Genomic DNA, 20,602 nt, shown 5'->3' with positions numbered 1-20,602 from the left:
CGCCCGGGCCTACTCTCTCGCGAGAACGAAAGTCGCCGGGTCGTGCTCGGGGCCGCCCTGGTGTGCCTGCCGCTCCTGTACTTCGTGGTCACCGTGCTGGCACACGGATGGGTGCCCCAGGGCGATGAGGCGCTCGTCGCCGTGCGCATCCACGACGTGTGGTCGGTCCACCCGCCGCTGGTCGGGATGCGGTCGACGAGCAGCGTGAGTAGTCCAGGCGTCTACGCCCACCACCCGGGTCCGCTCGAGTTCTACCTCCTCGCGATCCCTTACACCCTGACCGGATTCGCGCCGTGGTCGATCATCGTCGGCGACGCGATCGTCGCGTCCTTCTTCGCGGCACTCGCCGTCTGGCACGCCTACCGCGCCATCGGGCTCAACGGCGCCTGGATCGCCGCTGCGCTGGTGCTCCTGACCGAACGGTCGTTCGGTCACGTCCTGGTCCAACCGCTCAACACCTGGCCCGCCGTCCTCGCTCTGCTGGCGGCGCTCGTGCTGGCATGGCGCCTTGTGCTGGGGCAGTACAAGGCTCTGCCCTGGTACGTCGGGTGCGCTACCTATGCCGCGCAGGCGCAGGTCATCGACTTCGCGGTCGTCGCGGTCCTGTCGGCGTTCCTCGCGGCGCTGGGGCTTCTGCGGTGGTGGGATCGCAGAGGCACCGTGTGGCCCATCCCGGGGGCGGTGACGTCCGGCATGTCGCAGTGGCGCCGACCGGGTGTCGTGAGCGTCGGACTGCTCATCGTGCTGTGGCTTCCGCCGATGGTCGACGTGCTCGTCGACCATCCGAGCAACCTGTCCGAGCTCGTCGCCACCTTCAGCGGTTCGCACAGTGGCCCGATGGTGGGTCTCTGGACCTCGGCGAAGGACGTGGCCGCCCTCCTGGTGCCCTTCGGGGCACGTCTCGGCCCCCTCGGCGCAGCAACCCCGGACGTCGCCGGCGCCCTGGGGGCACTCCTGGTCATCGCGGTACTGATCCATACCGTCTGGACCGGCCGAGGTGTCTTCCGGCAGGGGCGTGGTCGCGACGGGGCGGTGGCCTCGGCGGCGGCAGTCGCGCTCGTCGCGGCCGGCGCCCTGGTGTGGACCGGGTCGCATGCTGTCTATCCGTTGCAGTTGCTCTACCTGAACCTCGTGCAGCCTGCGGCCCTGTTCGCGTCGTTGGTCGCTGTGTGGGCGGTGTGCCGACGGGTGGTGCGGCAGCTGGTCAGCAGCGGACGGCTACGACCGTGGCGCGGCGCGAGCGGCGCGATCACCGCCTCCCTGGCCGCGCTGGCGCTCGCCGCGATCCCCGTGCTCCCGGCCGTTCACAACGTGACGCAGCAGTCGCAGGGGGACCAACGACTCGCGGGACGGGTGGTGGCAGCCGCCGCCGACCTGCTCGGCACTCACGGCGGGCTGCACCGCCCGGTCGTCGTCCGGGGCTATGGCACGACCTCGTACGGCAGCCTGGCTCCCGCCGTGTCCTCGGCGCTGATCGCCGACGGCCGGACGGTGTACTTCGACTCGGTATGGCCGCTGCGGCAGGACGACGAGTTCCGTCGCTCTCACGAGGCGCCGACGTACTCGCATCGGCTGATCATCCGTGAGCGCACCGGCACCGGGCCGTGGTCGCTGACCACGGTGCCGGGGAGGACGGTGGCGACGACCGTCGTCGTCCCTCGCACGGGCGACCCGCAGATCACGGTGGAGCTCCTGCTGCTCGCGTGAGCCCGCTCGGCCCAGCGGACACGCAACGGGTCCGGGTGAACAAGCGCAAAATCCCGCTGCTCCGGGTTATCTTCCTACCCACCAGTAAACCGAGCAGGCCCAGCAGCATCCGGCGGCGTACGTCGCTCTCAGCCGAAAGCAGTCGATGGACACCACCGCGTTCTTCACCCAGCTCAAGCACGCCTTCCCCGGCGAACCCCAGGACACCGACCCGGTCGACCCCCGGTGGGCGCAGATCGCTCAGGACGTGACCGGGTTCACGGGGCCGAACGAGCTGGCGGTGCTCAACGTCGCGGCATCCGTCCTCCCGGAGGACGAGTCCTACCTCGAGGTCGGCACCTTCAAGGGCCGGTCGTTGTGCGCGGCGGTGCAGGGCAACGCCTCCAAGGACTTCTTCGTGATGGAGAACTTCCTGGAGTTCGGGATGGAGGGGCAGGAGGCTCGCGCCGAGCTGGAGGACAACCTCGAGCGTTACGCCGGGGACGCGGCGGTGCATCTGTTGGAGGGCGACTGCTTCCGACTGATGGCGCAGCTCGGCACGGTCACCAAGCCGGTCGGGGTCTACTTCTACGACGGCGAGCACACGCTCCTGGCGCACTATCTCGCCCTCGCGGTGGCCGAGCCGCTGCTGGCTGACGAGGCCCTCGTGCTGGTCGACGACGCGAGCTGGCCGGTGGTCCAGCGGGCGCATCGTCTGTTCCTGCGCCGTCACCCGGGCTGGACGATCGCTGCGACCTGGGATGCCGCGCACGCGGACGATCCCCGCTGGTCCAACGGTCTCCATGCCCTGGTGTTCAAGCGCACCGCCGCCGCAGCGCACGGCCTGTCCCGGTCCGACGAGGCCCTGCGCGTCTATCAGACGCAGGTGCAGGACAAGCTCAACACGGGGCTGTGGAAGGCGGCCGGCGTCTTCCCCGGACCGCTCAAGGCAGTGGCGAAGGTCGTGCTCGGACGATCCCGCGCCATCGGCGGCAAGGACAGCTGACCCCTCGACCCCCGCTGTCCGATGCGCGGACGTCTGCGGAGGTTCGGCCGTCAGGCTCCCGCGCGATCGGCGGTCAGGACCACGGACTCCTCGTCCAGGGGCGGCAGTCGCCTCTGATGGCGCAGCAGCACCCGCACCAGTCCCGCGACGGCGATTGCCATGGCGCACACCGTGCAGACCGTGACGATCTGCACGGCGCTGTCGTGCCAGCGCAGGGTGACGGCCAGCGCCTCGACCACCACGGCGCCCCAGGTGAGCGCGCCGAGTAGGTGCTCCCCGGCGCCCATCTCGGAGAAGAGCCAGATCTGCGCCAGCGCCCAGGCGATCCCGAGCACGACGCAGGCCTGCGCGACGTGCCCGTAATCGGCGTACTGGCCGCCGCCTGCGACGCGCACCCAGAACGACGGGCTGATGCTGACGACCGCGAGGCCCACCAGGCCGATCCCGAGCACGAGCCCACTGGCTTTCAGAAGCGTGCGCGTGGCGCCGGCGCCGCGCATCCGGGGCACCACGATGAGCGCGATGAACTGAGTGCCCCAGCAGATCGCCCGACCGAAGGTCGATGCCAGCGCGTACCCGCCGGAGTTGTGCTGCGACAGGTAGTGCCGGGCCAGGAGCACATCGATGCTGGTGAGGGCCGTGAGTGCCGCCAGGGTCGAGTTGGAGCGCAGCATCTCCGCGGCCAGGCCGTGCCCGCCGCCCGCGATGCCGCGCAGCTCGGCGCGACAGAGCGCCGCGCCGACGAGGGCGGTGGCGACCGCGGCCAGCAACATGGCGGCGAAGACCTCCACGACCGAGAAGCCCTCGATCGTCGCGACCAGGGCGGCGATCAGCCGCGTCACGGCGGTCACGACGTAGAGCGCAGACAGTGCACGCAGCCGATGGCTGCCGAGCAGGATGCCCTGGAAGCACCCCGTCAGCGTCATGGGCACGAGCATCGATCCCATCAGCACCGCGGACCACGCCGAGCTGAGGTGGAAGACATCGCGCAGCGCGGGGGAGAGCAGCGATGTCGCGGCGAACAGCGCGACCGACACGCCGGACGCGAGACGCAGTCCTGTCGTGACCTCGTGCCGCGCGCTACCGGCGATCCGGCGGGCGATGACGACCTGGAACGCACCGGCCGGGATCGCCAGCAGTACGCCGAAGGTGCTGAGCGCCGAGTATCCGCCGAAATCCTCCGGACCCAGGGTGCGCGAGAGCATCAGGACCAGCAGATAGCCGAGAGCGTTCGAGACGCCCATCGCGATGCCGAGCAGAGCGCCCAGCACGGCGCCCGCCCCGGTGGCCGGCCGCACCGACCGCTGCGCATCCCGCCCGTCGTCGGGCGTGCTGGCATCGATCGTCACAAGTGGGGCCTTCGAGCTGGGAGTTGAGTACGGTGCGCCGCAGCGAACGTGACCCAGGTTACCCACGGGTTATATTTGCTCGCAGTCCGAACAGCTCCCGGCCGCCGCACCCCCCCTGAGGTCCGCTGCGCCCGGCCAGACCCGAAGCACCTCCCTCGTCCGCGAAAGTTCTCACCCTGTGCGCCGACCCGCAGTGCCTGTCATGTTGCGCACCGTCAAACGGTCGGACCTGAGGTACGCCGTTTCCGTCGCGGCGCTGCTGCTGGTGCTGGCGCTCGTGGTCTTCCTCAACGGATACGGCCACTTTTACACCGACATCAAACCCGAGGTGTACCTCGCGCCGTGGTCGATGGTGCGGCAGTACCTCTCCTCCTGGACCGGCACGCCGTACCTGGGGGCACCCAACTTCAACGTCGGCCTCGTCCCGGTGCTCGGGGTGCTGGCGCCGTTGCGGGCGATCGGTCTGAGCGCGGGCACGACCTACCGGATCTTCCACTTCGCGTTGTGGGCGCTCACGGCGTGGGGCGCCAGCCGGCTGCTGCGGTCGATCTCACCACGCGCGGACCGGTGGGCGGGGCTCGCCGCGGGTGTCCTCTACGTCGCGAACCCGTACACGATCCAGGCCGGTTCGACGCTGGCGATCGCGCTGCCGATGGCCCTGCTGCCCTGGATGATGCTGGTCTTCGTCCGCGCGCTGCGCGAACCGCGGGCATGGCGCTGGCCGGCCGTCTTCGGGCTGGTCTTCTTCGCGATGAGCGGGATGAACGTCGCCGTCGTGCCGATCCTGCAGTTGTTCGCGCTGCTCCCGCTGATGGTGTTCGCCCGGCGCAGCTGGCAGATCGGCTGGGGCGACATCCTGCGGGTGCTGCTCAAGTGCGCGCTCTTCGTCATCGGGGTGTCGATCTACTGGCTGGTGCCGGCCGCCGCCGCCCTGTCCACCGGGTCCCAGATCGTCGACAGCTCCGAGACCATCACCGGCATCGCCAAGGTCGGGTCGTTCCCGGAGGTGCTGCGCGGCCTCGGGCTGTGGCCGCTCTACGGGCACGACGCCAACGGACCGTGGGAGGGCCAGTACGCGTCGTACCTGACCAGCCCGTACATCATCGTGTTGACCGCACTGTGGCCCGTGCTCGGCCTGTTGGCGCTGCGCTGGTGCCGCGGTCTGCTGCGCGGGCTGGTGATCGGTCTCGCGGCCGTCGCAGCGATCATCGAGGTCGGGGCGTTCCCCGCGCAGGCTGCTCCCGCCTCGCCGTTCGGGCATGTCGTCGTCGGCTTCCTGCAACTGCCCGGCATGGCGGCGTTCCGCACGACCAACAAGATCGGTGCCCTGCTCGCGCTGGGATTCGCGCTGGCGCTCGGCTTCGCGGCGCGGAGGGTCTGGCGCAAGATCGCGCACCTGGACTTCTGGGCGCCACTGGCCGCTGTGCTGGCCGTCATCCTGGTCACCGGCTGGGTCTCACCGGCGCTCACCAACCGGCTCTACCTGTCTCCGATGGACATCCCGGACTACTGGCACCAGGCCGCGTCCGCTATCGACAAGGGCGACTCGAACGCCTCGGTGCTGTTCCTGCCGGGGCAGACCCGGCCGTCGTACCGATGGACCGTGCAACGTCCCGACGACGTGGCCAACTCCCTCTTCCGCCGTGACGTGATCATCCCGGAGACCACACCCAACGCGTCCGCGCCCGGCGCCAACTACCTCACCGCGCTCAACGACACCCTGCAGAACGGCGTGGTGCCTCCCGCAGCCATGTCCGCGTATGCGCGCTACCTCGGCGCGGACACGATCCTGCTGCGCCACGACATCGACTGGGAGGACGCCGGCGGTGCCCGCCCCTCGACGACGGCCAAGGTGCTGGCGTCCGACCCCGGGCTCTTCGGCGTGCACAACTACGGCTTCGACGGCGAGTACACCGAAGGCCCCGGCACCAACCCCGAGGCGTACGGCGAGGACCAGCTGCCGCCGCTGCAGCAGTACGCCGTCGTCGATCCGCTGGACTCGGTGCGGGCCGAACGCACCGACAACTCGCTGGTCGTCGCCGGCGACGGATCCGGGATCGCGCAGCTCTCCGCGGCCGGGCTGCTGAGCGCCGCACCGTCGTTCCAGTACGCCCAGGACATCTCTGCGCGCAACATGACCTCCGTGCTCGGCGGTGAGCACCGGCTGATCATCACCGACACCAACGCGCGACGCGCCGCCATCACCAACCGGCTGAGCAACGGGGAGGGTCCGCTCCTCACGGCCGCGCAGACGCCGGCGAGCACCCGTGCCCTGGGCACGGACACCGACGACCAGACCGTGATGGTGCCCTCGGGCGCGCAGGTCAGCGCGACGTCCGAGGGTGGGACGTTCTTCGACCTGCCGTACGCCGCCCCACAGAACGCACTCGACGGCGACCCGTCCACCGCGTGGCTTTTCGGTGACTTCGGACGCGCGAAGGGCCAGAGCCTCACCGTCACCGAACCCACCCCGATCCCGCTCGGCACCATCCGCATCAAGCAGGCCGATGTGGGCCGCTCGAAGATCGACCGACTCACGGTGACCGCGGGCGGTCGCTCGGTGACCCAGCGGATGCCGGACACCGGCTACGCGTCGTTCGCCATGGGCAACACGCCGGCCGGCAGCGTCAAGGTCACGGTCGACTCCGAGCGCGGCGGAGGCTACAACCTCGTCGGTATCTCCGACATCAAGATGCCCGGGCCGCTCGCCGTCCGCACCGCGCGCACCCCGACGACCTTCTCCAACCAGTACGCGCAGCTCGACGCGGCCGGGCGGGCAGAGTTCGACCGGACGCCCCTCTCGGTGCTGCTGACCCGCCTGCAGGGCACCGCGTCGACGGCCGACGACGAGGAGACCGGCCTGCGCCGGATCGTCGCCCTCCCGGACGCGCGCACCTTCACCACCGCGGCCGACGTACGGGTCGACGGGCCGCTGGAGCCGGTGTACGACCGGGTCGCCGGCTACTCCGCCGACGTGCAGGCGACCTCCTCCCGGTTCTACTTCGACAATCCTGCCCAGCGGGCATCTCAAGCCGCCGACACCGGCACGAACGCGGCGAGTACGGCGTGGGTGCCGGGCAACGGCGTGCGTAACTCGTGGTGGCAGATCGCCGGACCCACCCGCTCGGTGGACTCCGTCTCGATCCGGCAGAGCCCGGCGACCGGCGACCGCACCACGGGTGCGACACGCACCCAGTGGGCCACCTCCGCGGTCGTCACCGTGGACGGCAAGCGTGTCGCCACCACCGCGCTCACCGAGGACGGCACCACGGACGTCACCTTCCCGCGGGTGACCGGCCGGACGGTTCGCATCACCTTCACCGGCGCGACGTCCCCGCCGCAGGGCCTGCCGGCACGCTTCCCCAGCATCGACACGGGCATCTCGATGCGCATGAGCAGCGCCGGCCCGCTCGACCAGGTCGACGGCAGCGGGGCGCGCTGCCTCACGGTGGCCACCATCGACGGCCAGCCGATCCGGATGCGGCCCACGACGTCCGTCCTCGCCGGTCCCTCCGACGAGGGGACCCGGTGGACCGGCTGCGCGCGGACCTCGCTGCAGGCCGGCTCCCGGCGGATCGAGCAGGCGCCCGGATTCACGCTCGACTCGGTCGCGCTGACCGACACCCGCACGCCCACCGCTGCGGTCCCCGCAGCGCCCACGGTCACCCACGTGCACAACTCCGCCTCCGCCAAGTCACTGAAGGTGCGCTCCAGCGGGGCGTTCGCGGTGGTCATCAGCCAGAGCTACGACCCGCGGTGGCACGCCACGGCCAACGGCCGCGACCTCGGGAAGCCCGTGGTCCTGGACGGGTACTCGGTCGGCTGGAAGCTGCCGTCCGGCGGCACCTACGACATCCGGATCCGCTACGGCCCGCAGCGCGCCTCGAACGTGGCCCTCGCGGTGTCGGGGCTGGTGCTGTTGGCAGCGATCCTGCTCGCGACGGGCCTCTGGCGCCCCGTACGGCGCCGCCTCCAGGCGGCGCGCGCGGGCGAGTCGGACGACGACGAGCCCGCCACCGACACCGCAGGGACCCTTGTTGCGGCAGACCGGGATCCCACGCTGGTACGTCGGTGGCATGCGCCCTGGGGGCGAGGTCGGGAACCCGTCCAGGCAGCGCACGACGATGTCCGCTCGAGCGCTCCCGCGAGCGCGGACGGCGTGCCGCACGGCGATGCCGGGCCGTGGCCCGGCCCGATGAGCCGGGTCGGTGTCGAGATCGCGCTGGTGCTTGCGGCCACCTTCTTCCTGGGGTACGCCGGTCTGGTCACCGCCCTGGTGCTGGTCGCGGTGCTGCGCTGGGCCCCGTTGCCCTCCGAGTGGCTCATCACCGCCGGAGTGGCGCTGGTCGGAGCGTCCGTGGTGCTGTATCTGATCGTGCTGTGGGCCAAGGGGCTCATCGGTCAGGTGAGCGCCGACGCCGTCGCGGTCAGTCTCTGGCCGCACTACCTCGGTGCGGCCGGGCTGCTCGTCGCGCTCACCGGTGCGTTGCGGGACTACCTGCCGCCGCCGACACCTACCCGCACACCCCACGACCCAGCCCAGGACAAGGAACCGGAGTTCACCGGTGGACACCAGCACTGAGCACGTCGACGGACTCGTCTCCGTCGTCGTCCCCACCCGCGACAACGAGCGCACCATCGACGCCTGCCTGGCGTCGGTGCGGGCGCAGACCCATGTCGATGTCGAGCTGATCGTCGTCGACAACCACAGCACGGATGCGACCCCCCGGATCGCCGAGCGGTACGCCGACCGCGTCATCACCGCCGGCCCCGAGCGGTCCGCGCAGCGCAACACCGGCATCGCCGCGGCGCGAGGGGAGTGGGTGCTGTGGCTCGACAGCGACATGATCCTGCCCCCGGACAGCATCACGGCGGCGGTGCGGACCGCGCGTGACACAGATGCAGTCGGTGTCGCTCTGCCCGAACGAACCATCGGCGACGGTTTCTGGACCGCGTGCCGGGCACTGGAACGTGAGTGCTACCTGACCCAGCCGTGGCTGCACAACCCGCGGCTGGTGCGGCGCGACTTCCTGATCGACGACGGCGGATTCCGGCTCGACATGTCCGGGCCGGAGGACGCCGACCTGCGGTTGCGGATGCACGCCGCCGGTGCCCGCATCGAGCTGGCGGACGTCCTCGTCGACCACGACGAGGGCCACCTCACCGTGCCCGACGTGCTGCGCAAGCGCTACTACTACGGTCGCAGCATCCCCGCGCTCCAGGGTCAGCACGGGGGAGCCGTCGGCGAGCAGGGACGTGCGCTGGTCAAGTCGTACGTCGACGCGCGCGGCCTGCTGGCCCGCGATCCGGCGCACGCCGCCGGGATGGTGCTGCTGCGGGGGCTGGAGGTCGTCGGCTACACCCTCGGTGCGCGCCGCGGGCGTCGCGACCGTCGTACGGCGGGCCGCGCCGGGGCGACCGCGTGAGCCGTCGCCTGCTCTGGGTGTCGCTGCCCGACCAGCGGGCGAGGCGCGAGCTCTACTGGATGTCCCGCATGCCGCGGACGCAGGTCACGGCTCTGGCTGCCCAGCAGCCGGTCGGCGACATCGAGTGGGTGCCGAGCACCTACCGGCGCCCGGTGAAGCGCTTCGTCGAGGCGGGTGCGCTGGCGTGGGTGCGCGGGCTGGGGGATCAGGACCCGGCGGCGTACGACTGGGTCACGAGTCTCGAGTTGTGCTCGCTGGTCACCGGTCAGGCGGCTCGCTGGCGCTCGCGCGGCACGCGTCGCCCGCTGCAGGCCGTCATCACCTGGGAGAACCTGCCGGATCAGCCGCTCTACAAGATCCCGCCCTACCGGCAGGCCGTGCACGCCAGCCGCGGCGCCGACCTGCTGCTGTGCATGGTGGACGCCGCTCGGGATCACCTGCTGGAGAACGGTTTCCACGAAGACCGGATCCAGGTCGTCAAGCCCGGCGTCGACACCACGCTCTTCGCACCCGCGCCGCAGCCGGCCGTCGAACCGGTCGTGGTGTTCACCTCCCCGCTCGCGGAGAACAAGGGCATCGACCGGGTCCTCGACGCGATGGCGCTCGTACGCCGCACCGTCCCCGAGGCGCGTCTGGTCGTCGCCGGCAACGGTCCGCTGCGCGAACGTGTCGGACAGGAGGCACGCGATCACCCCGGGCAGGTGGAGTTGCGCGGCAGCCTGGACGCCGGCGGTGTCGCGGAGCTGTTGCGCTCGGCCGCGGTGTTCTGCACCGCGCCCCGCGCTACCTGGAAATGGACCGAGCAGCTGGGCCTGGCCTACCTCGAGGCGCAGTCGTGCGGCCTGCCCGTGGTGACCACCCGGTGCGGCACCAACGACGAGGCCGTGCAGCCGCCGAACCTGCTGGTCGACGACGACGTGGACGAGCTGGCGCAGGGCCTGCTGCACTTCCTCACCGACCTGCCGCGCGCCCGGGAGGTCGGGGCCGCGAACCGGGCCCGGATGCTCGCCGAGCACGACCTGCCGACGCAGTGTGCCCGGATGGGGGAGGCGTTCGCCTCGGTCGAGGCGCAGCACCGGTGACCCCTCCCGCGGCGGCGCGTCCCCGCTTCGGCGTCCGCAGCGTCGGCGCGCTCGTCGGCCTGTTGAGCGGGCTGCTCGCCCTCGGCCCCGCGCTGCGACCGGGCTACCTGCTCTTCTACGACATGGTCTTCGTGCCGCGGCTGGATCTGTCCGACCGCACCCTGGGCGTCGACGGCAGCGTCCCGCGCGCCGTGCCCAACGACCTGGTCGTCGCACTCGCCTCCCACGTGGTGCCCGGCTGGGTCGTCCAGAAGGCGTTGCTGCTCCTGGTCTTCGTCGGGGTGGGTGCCGGCGTCGGCGGGCTGATGTCCTCGCGGCTCGGTGCGGGCGCCGCGGCACTGTTCGCGAGCTGGAACGCCTACCTGGCGGAGCGGCTCGCCATCGGCCACTGGGGGTTCCTGCTCGGGTACGCCGCGCTCCCGTTCCTGCTGTCGGCGGCCTCCGACGTGCGCCTCGGCCGCCCTCGCGGTCGGCTGCGGCTCGGGGTCTGGACCGTGGTCACCGCCCTCACCGGGTCGACCGGCGCGATCCTCGGGTTGCTCGTGACGCTGGCCGTGCTGCTGGTGCCTGGCCGGCCGGGAACGCCCGACGTACGCCGCGTTCGTCGCGGCCGCGAGACCGCCTGGGCGGTCGGCGTGTTCGTGCTGGCCAACGCGCCATGGTGGTTCCCCTTCCTCTTCCTCGCCCCGTCGGCCTCCGCGGGCGCCGCGGACTCGGCGGGAGTGACGGCGTTCATGGCGCGGGCGGACACCTCGTGGGGCGTGTTCGGCTCCCTGCTGACCGGCGGAGGGATCTGGAACGCCGGCACCTGGACGCCCGGGCGCTCGTCGGCGCTGGTCAGCGGGTTCGCGCTGCTGGTGGTGCTGGTCTGCGTGGGGTACGCCGCGTGGTCCCGCGCCTGGCGGGCTTCGCCGGCGTACGCCGGGCTCGCCGTCGCCGGGGTGGTCTGTCTTCTCATCGCCGGCGCCGGATCGCTGCCCGGCGGTCGGGACCTGGTGACCGCCGCGGTCACCGATCTTCCGGGAGGCGGCCTGCTGCGCGACTCGCAGAAGTTCGTGGCGGTGTGGGTGCTGCTCGTCGCGGTGTGCGCGGGGCTGCTGGCCGAGAAGGTGCGCGACCTCGGGCGGGGGGTCGGCGCAGACCGCGGCGCGGCCGTCGGTGTCGCGACGCTGCTCGCGTTGTGGCCCCTGGTGGTGCTCACCGGATTGGCGTGGGGCCAGGGGGACCGGTGGTCGGCGGTGCGCTACCCCGCGTCGTACGCCGTCGTACAGGACCGGGTGGCCGCGCTGCCGCCCGGTGCCGTCGCGGTCTTCCCCTGGACCCTCTACCGGCGGTACGCGTTCGACCACGACCAGGTCGTGCTCGACCCGTGGCAGCGCCTGCTGGACCGGCAGGTGGTGGTCAACGACGACCTGCCGCTGTCCTCTCGGATCGTGCGCGGCGAGAGTGCGGACGCCGCCCGGATCACCCGGGCCCTCGAAAGGCGTACCGACGTACGCGCCGCCCTGCAGGCCGCGGGGGTGCGGTATGTGCTGCTCGAGACCGACCAGCCGACCAGCGCGGACACCGCGCTGCCCACCGGGACGCGCGGCGCCGTGGTCGTCCGTACGTCCGGGCTGATCCTCTACGACCTCGGAGCCGACCCTGACCATCAGGCCGGGTCGGCTCGGCACGGTGCGTGGCGATACCTCGGTCTCGTGGGCCTGGCGCTCACGCCGTTGCTCCTGGCGGGTGAGGCGGTCGCGACGCGCCGAAGCATGGTTACCGAAGAGTTACCTGACTGAGCCCTCTGTGGTTATGATGTGCCCAGACTTCCTGCAGGGCACTGGTGCAGGACCGAGACGTCAGAAGGAATGACTCACGACATGGACGCTACGAACAAGAAGCTCGCCTACAACATCGGCGGCGGTCTGCTCGGCGTGATCCTGGCGTTGCTCGCCATCTTCGGGCTCGTCGCGCAGCAGAACTCGGTCACCCAGCCGCAGAAGTACAGCCCGCAGATCAGCTACGACAGCTCCAACTGACGCGCGCCACCTTCACTTCGCGAAAGCGGCCGATTCCCTCGGGGGTCGGCCGCTTTCCGTATGCCGGGTATCGCGCACCGCTCGACCGTGGCACAGGTAGCGCCGTGGGACACAGGACGATCTGTGGCTCCAGGTCTTACCTGCGCCACGGTGGGCGCGGGAGGGGGTAGGTCGTCTAGCGGTGCAGCGCGGCCGGCTCGTCGGCGTCCGCCGTCTGCGTGCCGGCATCGTCGACCGTGCCGTGCTCCTCGACGATGTCGTTCACGTCCTGCACGTCCAGGGCGGCCGGCACGCCCGGCGCGATCACCGGGACGGGCACCGGCCCGTGCACCTGCTGCAGATCGACCGATCCCGGCCCCAGGGTGGCCGGCTGGTCGGGGCGGGCGCGGTGGCCGAGCACCGAGTGCAGGGTGTGCTCGAGACGTTCGGCGGCCGACCACCAGCTGAAGCTGTGCGCGTGGTCGCGAGCCGCGGCGCCGAGCTGGCCGCGCAGGCCCTCGTCCTGCAGGATCAGGCGGGCCTGAGCGCGCATGTCGGCGTAGTCCTTGGACAGCAGACCGGTCAGTCCGTGCAGGATCGACTCGCTGGGACCGCCCGCCTCGGCGAAGGCGACGCTGGGGGTGGCGTGCAGGCCGGCCTCGACGATGATCAGCCCCCACCCCTCCTTGTGGGAGGGCACCAGCATGAGCCAGGACTGCGCGAGCAGGGTGTGCTTGGTCGATTCCTCCACGAAGCCGTGGAAGTGGACCCGGTCGGCCACGCCCCGTTGCGCCGCGTGCTCACGCAGCTGCGGCTCCCAGTAGCCCGAGCCGACGACGTCCAGGGTCAGGGTGGGCAGCACGTCGCTCAGGTCGGCGACGACGTCGATCGCCAGCTCCACCTGCTTGTGCGGCACCAGACGGCCGAGCACCGTCATGGACGGCTCGCTCGAGCGTGCCACCGAGCGGTAGGACTCCAGATCGGCCGGGTGGTCGTTGCCGGAGTAGACGAGGTCGACCCGCTGGGGATCGATGCCGAGCGACGCGAGGTCGGCGCGGGTGGCCTGGGAGACGGTGACGTACCGCGAGCGGCGGTAGACGCGGGGCGCGACCTTGCTCTCCAGGAACCATCCGACCGCTGCGATCGGCCGGGGGAAGAGCGAGCGCCACTGGTCCCGATGGACGTGATGGGTGATGTTCACGACCGGGTTCCGGGCGAGCAGCGGCGCCCAGAACGGCACCCCGTTCTGCACGTCGAGGACCACGTCGTAGTCGCCGCGGTGGCGGGCGGCGTACAGCATGCCCCGCAGGTAGCAGGTGAAGCGGCCCCCGCGGCGTACGACGTCCACGTCGCCGTGCCGATCGACGGCGCGGGCACCTGGGAAGCGGCTGGTGAAGATGGTGACGCGGTGGCCGCGTTCCGTGAGGATCTGTGCGGTGCGTTCGGTGAAGGTCTCCGCGCCGCCCGCCTCCGGGTTCTCCCGGTCACGCCACGAGAGGTAGAGAATGCGCATCGGCACGTTGCTGGCCGATGTCGTGTCAGCGTCGCCGCTCACCTGCACTCCTCCTGGTGTCCGTCGCCGCGGACCGTCCGTTCGATCCCGGTCCTCGTGCGCCATGCCGTACGCCGGGTCCTGCACGCACCGACGGATAGGGTAACGCCGAAGTTACTCCTAGGTAGAACGAAAGGGATACCAGTCGAGATGGCCGCCACGGGTGTCGCCGCGATCCGCGAGGACTGCGAGATCTGCCGCGCCCGGTTGCGCCCGCGCGCACTGCGTGGCGGCGGCGCGCTCGCCCGGTGCGAGCGATGTGGTCATCTGCTGCGCGATCTTCGCGATTCACCCGCCGCGCATCGGGACCTGGCCTACGGCGGTGAGCCCACCCTCGACCGGATCCGGCTGGACCTGACCTACCGGGCGATGCTGCGCGCCGTGCCGGGCGACGCGCCGCGGTCGGTGTTCGAGGTCGGCTACGGCAGCGGGTCGATGCTGCGGCGGTTCCTCGACGGCGGCGCCACGATCGCGGGCGCCGACCCCGACCAGCTGCGGATCGGCGTCGACCCGCTCGTCGTGACGCAGGGCAGGTTGTCCGGGGGGAGTGTGGAGGACGTGCTGCGCGACGGCGCGGACCCGGTCGATCTGGTCTACGGCATCCACGTGCTCGAACACGTCCTGGACCCGGTCGCGACGCTGGCCGTGGCGTTCGACCTCGTGCGGCCTAGGGGAGTCGTGCAGTTCCTCACCCCGGCGGGGGACAGCGACGGAGTACGCCTCTACGGATCGGCGTGGTGGATGCTCGAGGACCCCACCCACGTGCGGTTCTTCACGGCGGACAGCCTCGCGCGCGCCGCGACCGACGCGGGCTTCGTCGATGTCGTGGTCCGCCGGCCGGTGCTCGACAGCCTCACGACGGACGCCGCCAGCGCCGTACGCCGCTGGCGTCCTGCTCCCCGTCCACGCGGCGTGCTGGCCTCCCGCAGCGTGATCGCCGCCGGGCTCGCCTCCGCACCGCTGGTGCTGGCGGCCCGAGCGGTGCGGCCCACCATGCGCCCCACCCTGCACCTGATCGCCCGGCGGCCCCGATGAGCGCGCAGCGTCGCGGCCTCGCGCGGTCCGCCCGGCTCTTCCACGCGTTCACCCTCGAGCAAAGTCGGCCCGAGGTGTTCTACGGCGCGCTGGCGGCCGACTCGATCGAGATGCTGCAGGAGCTGACCGACCTGCGGGGTGCCTCGGTGCTGGACGTCGGCGCCGGGCCGGCCGAGTTCGCCAGCGCGTTCCGCGCCGCGGGCGCGCGCTACGTGCCGGTCGACCACGACCCGGCGGTCCCGTCGGTCCGTGACGGCGGTCTCGTCGCGACCGCCGCGGCGCTTCCGGTGGCCGACCGCAGCGTCGACCTGGTCTTCAGCAGCAACCTGTGGGAGCACGTGGAGCACCCCGAGCAGGTCGCCGACGAACTGGTCCGCGTCGTGCGCCCGGGCGGACTGGTCTTCCTCTCCTACACCAACTGGCTCTCGCCCTGGGGCGGGCACGAGACGTCGCCATGGCACTGGCTGGGCGGCGAGCGCGCGGCGCGCCGTTACACCCGCAAGCACGGTCACCCGCCGAAGAACACGGTCGACCAGACGCTCTACCGGATCAGCGTGGCGCAGGGCCTGCGCTGGGCGCAGGCGCAACCCGAGGTCGAGGTGCTGGTCGCCCGCCCGCGGTACCTGCCCGACGTGGCGCGGCACCTGCTGAGGGTGCCGGGGCTGCGCGAGCTGCTGACGTGGAACCTGCTGCTCGTGCTGCGCCGACGGTGATGTCCGGCGAGGCGCAGACCCTCCGCGTCGTGGACCGGGTCAGTCACCACCGGCCGGCCGGCAGCCCGCCGGATCGGGCGCGCGTCATCCGCGTCCTGGCGGTCCTGGCGATGGCGCTGCTGCCGTGGCTCGTCGCGCCGGGCGAGGTGCAGCCGGACACCAAGATCGACCTCACGCTCTCCCCGTGGACCTACCTGGCGCGTTCGGTCGACGCGTGGAACGGGCACGCGGGCCTCGGAGAGCTGCAGAACCAGGCCTACGGCTACCTCTTCCCGATGGGCCCCGTCTTCGGCATCGGCCACTCCCTGGGTCTGCCGGCGTGGGCGTGCCAGCGGGTCTGGTGGACGATCCTGCTGCTGGTCGCGTTCCTCGGCGTGCAGCGACTCGTTCGCGAGCTGCGGCTGGCCGGACCGTCCGTCGCGCTGCTCGCGGCAGCGGCGTACGCGCTCTGCCCCCGCGTCCTGACCCTCCTGGCCGAGAACTCCAGCGAGGCGTGGCCGATGGCGGTGGCACCGTGGCTGGTGCTGGCCGCCCGGCCGCTCCTGCGCGCCGAGCTCGACCGGCGGGGCGTGCTGCGGTCGGTCGCGGCCAGCGGGTTGCTGGCCGCCGCCCTCGGCGGGGTCAACGCCGCCGCGTCCGGGCTGATGCTGGTCATCCCGTTCCTGTTCCTGCTGACCCACCCGCAGGGTCGTCGCCGCATCGGGTGGTGGGTGCTCGGCGTCCTGGCCGGCGCGTTGTGGTGGCTGCTGCCGCTGCTCGTCCTCGGCGGATACGGCTACCCGTTCCTGGACTTCATCGAGACGGCCTCGATGACCACGGCGGTCACCTCCACGCCGAACGTGCTGCGCGGGAACTCCGACTGGATCGCCTACATCCTGGACTCGGCCGGACACCCGACCTGGCAGTCGGGGTGGACGAGCGCACAGTCGCTGGTGTCGATCGTGGCGACCAGCGCCGTGGCGGGCATTGGGCTCGTCGGGGTGGCCCGGCTGCGCTCCCACCTCGGCCGGTTCGCGCTGCTGAGCGTCCTCGTCGGCACGGTGTTCATGACGATCGGGCACCACGGCGTCGTCGGCAGCCCGGTGGCGGGACAGGCGCGTGCCCTGCTGGACGGATCGCTGGCGCCGTTGCGCAACGTGCACAAGGCCGACGCGCTGATCCGGCTGCCGGTGGTGCTGGGCCTCGCCGTGGTGCTGGACCGGCTGCGCCGTTCCCGCGAGGTGGCCGCACGTCTCACCGCCGCTGCCCTCGTCGTCCTCGTCGCGGCGGCCATGACCCCGATCTGGCAGGGCCGGCTCGCCGACTCCGGCGGCTACCGCGCCGTCCCGGTGTCCTGGTCGGTGATGGCGCACCGCATCGATGCCGCGGCCGAACGGGCCGGCGGCAGCACGCTGCTCTTCCCCAACGCGCGCACCGCGACGTACGACTGGGGCACCACCAGTGATGACCCGATGAGCGCGCTCGCGGCCTCCCCGCTGGTGTTCCGGGCCGCGGCACCGCTGGGGGAGCCGGGCGCCACCCGGATGCTCGACACCGCCGACCAGCTCGCGTCGTCCGGGGAGGTGCAGCCAGGTCTCGCGGCGGGCCTGGCCCGGATGGGCATCGCGCGCATCGTGGTGCGGCACTCGATCGCCTCCACCGTCGGCGCGCAGCCGTGGTCGCTGGTGGAAGCGACGCTGCGCCGGTCGCCGGGATTCGCGTACGCCGGGTCCGCCGGCACCGGCACCGACCGCCTGACGCTCTGGACGGTGAGCGAGTCGCGCACCGTCGCGGCGTACGCACGGGACGACGACCTCCGGGTGGTCGGCGGCCCGGAATCGATCTTCGACCTGGCGACCGTCGGCGCGCTCGCACCGGACCAGGGGGCGCAGATCGTGGGGGGCACGACGGCCGTGGGTGCGACCGTGCCGAACGTCGTGACCGACTCGCTGCGGTGGCGCTCGTACAACAACGGGGTGTCCGCCGCCGACGGTTACAGCCCGACGCTGACCGGCGCCGACCGGACACCGGACCACATCGGCGCCCGGGACCTGCCGCCCGGCGGCGACCCCGCGAACCAGCCGGTCCGTGAGCTGATCGGGATGTCCTCGTGGTCGGCCTCGTCCTCGGGCGCGGACCCGACCGCCCGGACGTACGCCGGACCGGGCGCCGGCATCGCCGCGGCCTTCGACGACGACCCGGACACCGCCTGGCGCACCGGCGACCACGAGTCGGACGCGAGTCTGTCCTTCACCCCGACCTCGCGGACGCCGCTGCGTGAGGTCGACGTCGACCTCGCCTCCGGGCCGGGGCTGGACCGGGTCGGCTCCGTGCGCGTGTCGGTCGGAGCGGTGCACGGCGCGACGGTGCGGGTGGCACGCGGTCAGACCGCGCTGCGCCTGCGACTGCCACGCGCCGCGACCGGCGCCGTGCGCATCGACCTGAAGGTCGCCGGCGCCGCCACCGACCCGGTCATCGGTCTGACGCGGGTGTCCGTGCCCGGGCAGCAGCTCGGCAGCATCATCTCGCTGCCGGGTCGGGTCGACCCGACGCGGACGTCGGTCCTGCTGCGGCGCGACCCGCGGGAGCACAGCACCGCCGCGACCCAGGGGGAGGACCCGGCGACGCTGCGTCGCAGGGTCACGTTCTCCCGGTCCGGTCAGGTCGTGCCGAGCGTCTGGGTCCGCTCCGCCGCGAGCGGCGCCGGTGCACTGCAGCTCGCGTGCGGCCAGGCGGGCGTGCTGCGCATCGGCACGTCATCGGTGCCGCTGCGCCTCACGGCCTCCGCGGCGCAGGTCGCGCAGGGCGGACTCCTTCGTGCGCAGCCGTGCGCCACGTCGGCGGCCGTGGCCGTCGGGCCGCAGACGGTGTCCGTGGCGCCCGGGGACGGGGTGCGCGCGGAGCTGGTCTACCTGCGGCGGGACTCATCCGCAGGGGTCGACGCCGGCGCGTCCATCCCTGCCCGGGCCTACGGTGCGCTGCGATCCGGGGACGGCACCGTCCGGATCGGTGGGGGAGGTGCGCGGGTGGTGGCGCTGACCGAGGGCTACAACCGTGGATGGCACGCCTCGCTCGCCGGCCGCTCGCTGCCCGCGGTGCGGGTGGACGGCTGGCGGCAGGGATTCGTGGTGCCGGCCGGCGCGGCGGCGACCCTGCACGTGACGTTCGGGCCCACGCGCTGGCAGCGGGCCGGACTGATCGTCGGCGCGCTGGCGGTTCTGGCGCTGGCCGTGCTTGCGGTGGGCAGCCGCCGACGCGGGCGGCGGGCCGTGGCCGACGGACCCGACGTGACGGACCCGTCGTACGACGGTGCGGCACCGGGCCCGACGCGCGTCACCGTGATGGCCGCGGTGCTGTCGGTCGGGGTCGGGGTGCTGATGAGCGGGCTCGCCGGCGTCGTCGTCGGGGCGCTGTGTCTGTTGGTGCCGCGGCGGCTGGTCGGGTGGGGGATCGGCGGGTCGATGGCGGTCGCCGGGGTCCTGCTCGCCTCGCTCGGTGTGGTCGACCAGCGGTCTGTCGGGGCGATCCTCGGTCAGCTGGCCGGCACGGTCACGGCGTGCCTGCTGGCGCGGTGTCTTGCCGGGGTGCGGACCGGGTCCGGCGGTGGGCCTGCGCCAGCACCGGCCGCTCCACCAGGCCCACCGACACCCGCGCCACCACGATCGTCAGCGCCGTCACCGCGACCAGCGTCGTCGTGAACGCGCCGGTGAACAGGGCCCTGGACGTCACGAGGTAGACCACCTGCAGAGCGAGTACGTGCCACAGGAAGACGGGGTAGGACGCGTCGCCCAGCCAGCGTGCGGCGGGCGATCCCGCCGCCGCGCGCGCCACGGTGCCGCGCACCGGGCTGGTCGCCGCCAGCACCAGCAGCGCGGCGATGCCCGTGTAGAGCAGCTCCTTGACGACGGCCTGCGCCGGAGTCGGCGCGTGGAGGTCGACCGGTCCGGCGAGGGGAGTGGCGGCGAGCAGGAAGAGCAGTGCGGCCCCGAGGACGACGACGCCCGGGTTGGTCCGCGCGAAGTCCAGCCAGCGGCGTACCGGGCTCGCCAGCGCGGACGGCCCCGTCTCGGTGAGCACGGCGAGTGCGGCGCCCGCGGCGAACCACCCCCCGTGGCCCAGCACCGAGGTGGCGAGCACTCCCGCGCCCGAGTGCGGATCGACGCCGGTCCATGCGGCCGAGGCGCCCTGGGCGCACAACCCCGCGAGCAGGGTCGCGCCGAGCACCGGCCATACCCGCCGGGGGCGGCGGGCCAGCCGTCCGAGCACGGTGCCGATCACGGGCACCAGCACGTAGAAGGTCACCTCCGTGGTGAGGCTCCAGGTCTGCGAGAACGACTGGTAGGTGTGGCCGGAGTACCCCTGCAGCACGAGCACGTGCAACACGACGTCCAGCGGCGATCCGACGCCCCCGGTGCGCACCGGGGCAAGGGCCGCGACGAGGAGGACGGCGGCCAGCGCGACCCAGTAGGCGGGCAGGATGCGGGCGGCCCGGCGTACGGCGTACCGGCGCAGATCCGGGGTCGATCCGCCCGTGAGCCCGGCACGCAGGAACGGGCGCAGCAGCAGGAACGCCGAGATCGCGAAGAACACCGCGACGCCCGCGTCACCGCGTGCCAGCAGTGGCCCGGAGACGTCCAGGTGGTCGGCGCCTGTCCAGAAGGCGACGTGCGTCAGCACGACCAGGGCGGCCGCCAGCGCGCGCAGCAGGTCGAGCATCCGGAAGCGCTGCACCTGGTGTGACCCCCATTACTCTCCAGTAGTCTGCTCGGGC

12 protein-coding genes and 1 pseudogene are annotated in these 20,602 nt (G+C 72.3%); 10 read left to right on the top strand and 3 right to left on the bottom strand.

The features are described 5' to 3' along the window. Nucleotides 1-42: 42 nt before the first annotated feature. A complete protein-coding gene (locus tag HNR15_RS08960; protein WP_179480998.1) occupies nucleotides 43-1,707 on the top strand; it encodes a hypothetical protein in 1,665 nt (554 codons plus the stop codon). Nucleotides 1,708-1,852: 145 nt separating this feature from the next. Then, nucleotides 1,853-2,692 carry a class I SAM-dependent methyltransferase gene (locus HNR15_RS08955; RefSeq protein ID WP_179480997.1) on the top strand — a complete coding sequence of 280 codons (840 nt, stop codon included), beginning with the start codon at nucleotides 1,853-1,855 and terminating at the stop codon, nucleotides 2,690-2,692. A 50-nt stretch (nucleotides 2,693-2,742) separates the two neighbouring features. Here HNR15_RS08955 and HNR15_RS08950 read toward each other — a convergent pair whose 3' ends face one another. Continuing rightward, entirely contained in the window at nucleotides 2,743-4,041 is a 1,299-nt protein-coding gene (locus tag HNR15_RS08950) for an oligosaccharide flippase family protein (protein WP_179480996.1), read from the bottom strand. Nucleotides 4,042-4,243: 202 nt separating this feature from the next. Between HNR15_RS08950 and HNR15_RS08945 the strand changes: the two genes are divergently transcribed. The 5 genes from HNR15_RS08945 to HNR15_RS08925 all read left to right on the top strand — a co-directional run bounded on the left by HNR15_RS08945 (nucleotide 4,244) and on the right by HNR15_RS08925 (nucleotide 12,573). Beyond that, nucleotides 4,244-8,623, top strand: a complete 4,380-nt coding sequence (locus tag HNR15_RS08945; RefSeq protein ID WP_179480994.1) for an alpha-(1->3)-arabinofuranosyltransferase domain-containing protein — start codon at nucleotides 4,244-4,246, stop codon at nucleotides 8,621-8,623. Beyond that, on the top strand, nucleotides 8,607-9,467 hold the full coding sequence (locus HNR15_RS08940) for a glycosyltransferase (protein ID WP_179480992.1): 861 nt from the start codon (nucleotides 8,607-8,609) through the stop codon (nucleotides 9,465-9,467). Before HNR15_RS08945 ends, HNR15_RS08940 begins: the two co-directional genes overlap by 17 nt. Then, nucleotides 9,464-10,549, top strand: a complete 1,086-nt coding sequence (locus HNR15_RS08935) for a glycosyltransferase family 4 protein (RefSeq protein WP_343048482.1) — start codon at nucleotides 9,464-9,466, stop codon at nucleotides 10,547-10,549. Before HNR15_RS08940 ends, HNR15_RS08935 begins: the two co-directional genes overlap by 4 nt. Then, nucleotides 10,546-12,333, top strand: a complete 1,788-nt coding sequence (locus HNR15_RS08930) for an MmpA family trehalose lipid delivery protein (protein ID WP_179480990.1) — start codon at nucleotides 10,546-10,548, stop codon at nucleotides 12,331-12,333. Before HNR15_RS08935 ends, HNR15_RS08930 begins: the two co-directional genes overlap by 4 nt. An 81-nt stretch (nucleotides 12,334-12,414) precedes the next feature. Next, the gene (locus HNR15_RS08925; RefSeq protein WP_179480988.1) at nucleotides 12,415-12,573 is read left to right on the top strand and encodes a hypothetical protein; all 159 of its coding nucleotides are present in this window, start codon (nucleotides 12,415-12,417) and stop codon (nucleotides 12,571-12,573) included. Between the two features lie 175 nt (nucleotides 12,574-12,748). Here HNR15_RS08925 and HNR15_RS08920 read toward each other — a convergent pair whose 3' ends face one another. After that, nucleotides 12,749-14,107 carry a glycosyltransferase family 4 protein gene (locus tag HNR15_RS08920; protein WP_343048481.1) on the bottom strand — a complete coding sequence of 453 codons (1,359 nt, stop codon included), beginning with the start codon at nucleotides 14,105-14,107 and terminating at the stop codon, nucleotides 12,749-12,751. 147 nt (nucleotides 14,108-14,254) lie between these two features. On the opposite strand from HNR15_RS08920, the gene HNR15_RS08915 reads away from it, so the two are divergent. The 3 genes from HNR15_RS08915 to HNR15_RS08905 are packed head-to-tail and all read left to right on the top strand — an operon-like array spanning nucleotide 14,255 to nucleotide 19,529. Continuing rightward, entirely contained in the window at nucleotides 14,255-15,139 is an 885-nt protein-coding gene (locus tag HNR15_RS08915) for a class I SAM-dependent methyltransferase (RefSeq protein WP_179480986.1), read from the top strand. Beyond that, complete coding sequence (locus tag HNR15_RS08910; RefSeq protein ID WP_179480984.1) at nucleotides 15,136-15,852, top strand: class I SAM-dependent methyltransferase; 717 nt, start codon at nucleotides 15,136-15,138, stop codon at nucleotides 15,850-15,852. Before HNR15_RS08915 ends, HNR15_RS08910 begins: the two co-directional genes overlap by 4 nt. Further along, nucleotides 15,819-19,529, top strand: a complete 3,711-nt coding sequence (locus HNR15_RS08905; RefSeq protein WP_179480982.1) for an alpha-(1->3)-arabinofuranosyltransferase domain-containing protein — start codon at nucleotides 15,819-15,821, stop codon at nucleotides 19,527-19,529. Before HNR15_RS08910 ends, HNR15_RS08905 begins: the two co-directional genes overlap by 34 nt. Before the next feature lie 16 nt (nucleotides 19,530-19,545). Here the strand turns inward: HNR15_RS08905 and HNR15_RS18215 are convergent. Further along, nucleotides 19,546-20,547: pseudogene (locus HNR15_RS18215) on the bottom strand (acyltransferase family protein); the annotation flags it as partial. Nucleotides 20,548-20,602 lie beyond the last annotated feature (55 nt).

Origin of the sequence: Allobranchiibius huperziae, assembly GCF_013410455.1 — a bacterium.
GTDB classification, from domain to species: domain Bacteria; phylum Actinomycetota; class Actinomycetes; order Actinomycetales; family Dermatophilaceae; genus Allobranchiibius; species Allobranchiibius huperziae.
The sequence above is the reverse complement of the archived record's forward strand: the minus strand, read 5'-3'. Positions and strand labels throughout refer to the sequence as shown.

What these genes read in the sequence shown, in the direction of transcription:
- HNR15_RS08955 (WP_179480997.1), top strand. Translation starts at nt 1,853, where the DNA reads ATGGACACCACCGCGTTCTTCACCCAGCTCAAGCACGCCTTCCCCGGC.
- HNR15_RS08945 (WP_179480994.1), top strand. Translation starts at nt 4,244, where the DNA reads ATGTTGCGCACCGTCAAACGGTCGGACCTGAGGTACGCCGTTTCCGTC.
- HNR15_RS08925 (WP_179480988.1), top strand. Translation starts at nt 12,415, where the DNA reads ATGGACGCTACGAACAAGAAGCTCGCCTACAACATCGGCGGCGGTCTG.
- HNR15_RS08915 (WP_179480986.1), top strand. Translation starts at nt 14,255, where the DNA reads ATGGCCGCCACGGGTGTCGCCGCGATCCGCGAGGACTGCGAGATCTGC.
- HNR15_RS08910 (WP_179480984.1), top strand. Translation starts at nt 15,136, where the DNA reads ATGAGCGCGCAGCGTCGCGGCCTCGCGCGGTCCGCCCGGCTCTTCCAC.